General features: G+C 71.6%; 4 protein-coding genes, 1 tRNA gene and 1 pseudogene. All 6 read left to right on the top strand.

All coding sequences use genetic code 11. From position 1 onward, the window contains the following. A partial coding sequence (locus RI841_RS15310) for an 8-amino-7-oxononanoate synthase (protein WP_310706494.1) occupies positions 1-875 on the top strand: 875 nt, incomplete at its 5' end. Then, positions 872-1579 (top strand): alpha/beta fold hydrolase, encoded by a 708-nt coding sequence (locus RI841_RS15305; protein WP_310706493.1) that lies wholly within the window; start codon positions 872-874, stop codon positions 1577-1579. The genes RI841_RS15310 and RI841_RS15305, both read left to right, overlap by 4 nt. Beyond that, positions 1576-2388 carry a malonyl-ACP O-methyltransferase BioC gene (gene bioC / locus RI841_RS15300; RefSeq protein ID WP_310706492.1) on the top strand — a complete coding sequence of 271 codons (813 nt, stop codon included), beginning with the start codon at positions 1576-1578 and terminating at the stop codon, positions 2386-2388. Before RI841_RS15305 ends, bioC begins: the two co-directional genes overlap by 4 nt. A gap of 1 nt (position 2389) precedes the next feature. Beyond that, positions 2390-3076: pseudogene (gene bioD, locus RI841_RS15295) on the top strand (dethiobiotin synthase); the annotation flags it as partial. A gap of 299 nt (positions 3077-3375) precedes the next feature. After that, positions 3376-3460, top strand: a tRNA-Leu gene (locus tag RI841_RS15290). A gap of 119 nt (positions 3461-3579) precedes the next feature. Further along, positions 3580-3771 (top strand): aminotransferase class III-fold pyridoxal phosphate-dependent enzyme (locus RI841_RS15285; protein ID WP_310706491.1); only part of this gene is annotated, 192 nt, incomplete at its 3' end.

Genomic DNA, 3771 nt, shown 5'->3' with positions numbered 1-3771 from the left:
CCGGGTACATGGCCAACCTCGGCACCCTGCAGGCGCTATGCGACCCTGACACTCGGGTGTTCCAGGACCGCCTGAATCACGCCTCGCTGCTCGACGGGGCCAAACTCGCCGGTGCCCACTCGCGGCGCTTCCACCATCGCGATCTCGGGGACCTCGAACGACTGCTCGACCGCGCACCGGACAACGGGCGCACGCTGGTGGTCAGCGACGGGGTATTCAGCATGGATGGCGACGTGGCCGATATCGCCGGGCTGGCCGCGACCAGCGCCCGCCATGGTGCCTGGCTGATGGTCGACGATGCCCATGGCCTGGGCGTGCTGGGCGAGGCCGGCGACGGCTGCGTGGGTCGTGCCCATCGCATCGACGAGGTGCCGGTACTGGTCGGCACGCTCGGCAAGGCACTGGGCTCCGCCGGCGCCTTCGTCGCGGGTAGCGAGACGCTGATCGAGCACCTCACCCAGTTCGCCCGTCCCTATGTCTACACCACTGCCCAGCCGCCGGGCGTGGCGGCGGCCACCCTGAAGGCCCTGGCACTGCTCGAGGCCGAACCCGAACGTCGCACCCGCCTGGCAACGTGGATCGCATGCTTCCGTCGCGAGGCCAAGATCCTGGGACTGCGGCTGGCCGCCTCCACCACGCCGATCCAACCGCTGGTGCTGGGCGACAGCCATCGGGTGATGCGCTGGGCGGCCTGGTTGGCCGAGCGCGGGATCCTGGTCGGCGCGATCCGCGAACCCACGGTGCCCCGCGGCCAGGCGCGACTGCGCATCACCCTGAGTGCTGCCCACACGGATGCCGACCTGGAGGCCCTGCTCGAGGCGCTGGCCGACTGCCGAACCCGGGACACCGTGACAGGCGGGGAGACGAGCCCATGACGCGCCTGGTGCTGCTCTCCGGCTGGGGCTGCGACGCGCGACTCTGGCAGCCGCTGGCCAAGCACTGGCCCGTAGGACTTGCGGTCAGCGCCCCCGACTGGCCCGGCTACGGCGCCCGCCCGCCGCTGGCGGATCCCCGACGCCTGATCCAACTGACCGAGGCCATGGCTGAGGAGCTCCCGGCGGATGCCGTCTGGGTGGGCTGGTCATTGGGCGGGCTGCTCGCCGCCGCCCTGCTTGCCTACCTGCCTGCGCCGCGGGGGCTGGTGCTGCTCGGCATGGGCGAGCGCTTCTGTCACGAGGCAGGCATTTCCACGGCGGAGCTGGCTGTCTTCCAGCGAGCCTTCGCCCGTGACCCGGAGGCCACCCACCGGCACTTTCTGCGCTGGCAGCTGGCCGGCGAACCCGACCCGCGCGCCGCGCATCGACGACTGCGCGAGTGGCTCGGCAATGACGGCGGCGCCGACCGCGCCACCCTGGCAGCGGGACTCGACCTGCTCGGCGAATTGGATAACGCTGACCGCCTGGCCAGCGCGCCCTGCCCGATATGGCGCGTCGCAGGGGAACAGGACCCGCTGCTCGCGCCGTCGCTGCGCGCCAGCGCCGACCATCGCCTGAGCGAGGCCGGCCACTGCCCGATGCTCAGCCAGCCGGCATCGCTGGCCGCCTGCCTCGCCAGCATCGCCAGGGAGCCCGCGCCATGACCGCCTTGTCGCTCGCTGCCCCCGCCACCCGGGGCACAACCCCGGGAGATGACTGGCAGGCCCGTGTGGCCCGCGCCTTTTCCCGCGCCGCTCCCCGTTATGCCGAGCGCGCCGTCGCCCAGCGGATCATGGCCGAGCCACTACTGTCCCGCCTTCCCGAGCATGCCGAGCGAGTGCTGGACCTGGGCTGTGGTCCGGGCGAGATGGCCGCGCACCTGGCCGAGCGCTTCGGTGCCGGCGGCACGGTCATCGGCCTGGATCTTGCCCCGGGCATGCTCGAGGTGGCCCGCCGCACACACGGCGACGCGGCCCGCTGGCTGTGCGGCGATGCCGCTGCCCTGCCACTGGGGGACGCCAGCCAGGACCTGGTGGTCTCCAACCTGGCGATCCAGTGGTGCCCGGCACTCGACACCGTGATGGCCGAGCTTCGCCGTGTCCTGCGCCCGGGGGGTCGGGTGCTGATCAACACCCTGGGGCCCGACACCCTGGAAGAGGTGCGGCGGGCCTGGTCGCGCCCCGACCAGCCTGCCAGCCTGCTGACCTTCCGGGACGCCGCCTGCCACCGGCAAGCGGCCCGGGCGGCGGGCTTTGACCGCCTCGACTGCCGGACGCGGGCAATGCGCTTTCACTATCCCGACCTCGCCGCGGTGATGACCTCGATCAAGGGTATCGGTGCCCAGCCATCGCGACCCGAGGGCCGACTCACCCGCGCGGACCTGGCACGGGCGACGCGCCGCTACGAGACGCAGCGCAAGCCCGAGGGCCTGCCCGTTACCTACCGCCTGCTGACCCTGGAGCTACACGCCTGAGATGAGCGCCTACTTCGTCACCGGCACCGACACCGACGCCGGCAAGACCCTGGTCACCAGCGGCCTGCTGGCCCTGGCGCGCCGTCGCGGCCTGACCACCCTGGGCCTCAAGCCCGTGGCCTCCGGCAGCGAGGCCACGCCCCAGGGCCTGCGCAACACCGATGCCCTGGCCCTGCAGGCCCAGAGTCACCCCGCCGCGGATTACGACACGGTCAACGCCGTCGCCTTCGCTCCGGCCATCGCCCCGCACCTGGCGGCCCGGCGTGCGGGGGTGACGCTGGCCCTCGATGCCCTGGTCGACCATGCCCGCCCGCTGCTTGCCGAGCAGCGCGACCTGACCCTGGTCGAGGGCGCCGGTGGCTGGCGGGTGCCCCTGAACGGGACCGAGGACCTGTCCGACCTGGCCGTGCGGCTCGAGCTGCCGGTCATACTGGTGGTAGGGCTGCGACTGGGCGGCATCAACCATGCCCGGCTCAGCGCTGAGGCGATCCGGGCAGACGGCCTGCGCCTGGCGGGCTGGGTCGGCAGCCTGGTGGACCCCGCTTTCGCCGTGGACGACGCCCTCTACCACGATAACCTGGCGACCCTCGCGGCCACGCTGCCCGCCCCCTGCCTGGGCGTGGTGCCGCGGCTGGCGGCGGAGTCTCCCGCGGCCATGGCCGCGGCCGCCGCCCATTACCTGATCCTGCCCAATGACGATCCCAAGCGAGGAGCGCCGAGTACAAGCCGAAGAGGAGGTCCTACGCCAGGGGTGAGGAGCACTGCTCCGAACGGGCTGGCCATGGATGGCCAGCACCGGACCTGCAAGCGGAGCAGGATGCGAGAGCGAGGCAGGGCGTCGGTAGCGCCCAGGGAGGGGGTCACAGCGCCTCCTCGCAGGCTTGTGGACGGATCAGCTCCGAGCGATGGACACATGCTCAGTAAGCTGACCGATGGCGATTGACTTGCGCGGGGGCGTCCGTAGAATGTGGTCGCCTGCCTGCCCGTGCGGATGTGGTGGAATTGGTAGACACGCCAGGTTTAGGTCCTGGTGCCTTCGGGCTTGGGAGTTCGAGTCTCCCCATCCGCACCATCATTGCCTGCCGTTACGTTCTTGCCCGTTTTCGACGCGATGCTTCCGTCATCTCCCCGAGATGCGCGGCGCTTTCGCGTGCCTGTCTTGATACCTCACCGCTGCCACGGAGGCCCCTGATGCCCGCTCCCCTCTCCTCCCCCGTCTGGCCCCCCTACGCCCACCTCAAGACCCAGCGCCCGGCGCCGAAGGTGACCGGCGGCGAGGGGGCGACCTTCACCCTGGCGAGCGGCGAGACACTGCTCGACGCCACCTGTTCCTGGTGGTGCATGATCCACGGCTACGCCCACCCACGGCTGGTGGCAGCGATC

It is taken from the genome of Halomonas sp. (assembly GCF_031581305.1).
Lineage (GTDB): Bacteria > Pseudomonadota > Gammaproteobacteria > Pseudomonadales > Halomonadaceae > Halomonas.
Note: the sequence above shows the minus strand (reverse complement) of the source record. Positions and strands in the feature narration are given on the sequence as shown.

What these genes read in the sequence shown, in the direction of transcription:
- RI841_RS15305 (WP_310706493.1), top strand. Translation starts at nt 872, where the DNA reads ATGACGCGCCTGGTGCTGCTCTCCGGCTGGGGCTGCGACGCGCGACTC.
- bioC (WP_310706492.1), top strand. Translation starts at nt 1,576, where the DNA reads ATGACCGCCTTGTCGCTCGCTGCCCCCGCCACCCGGGGCACAACCCCG.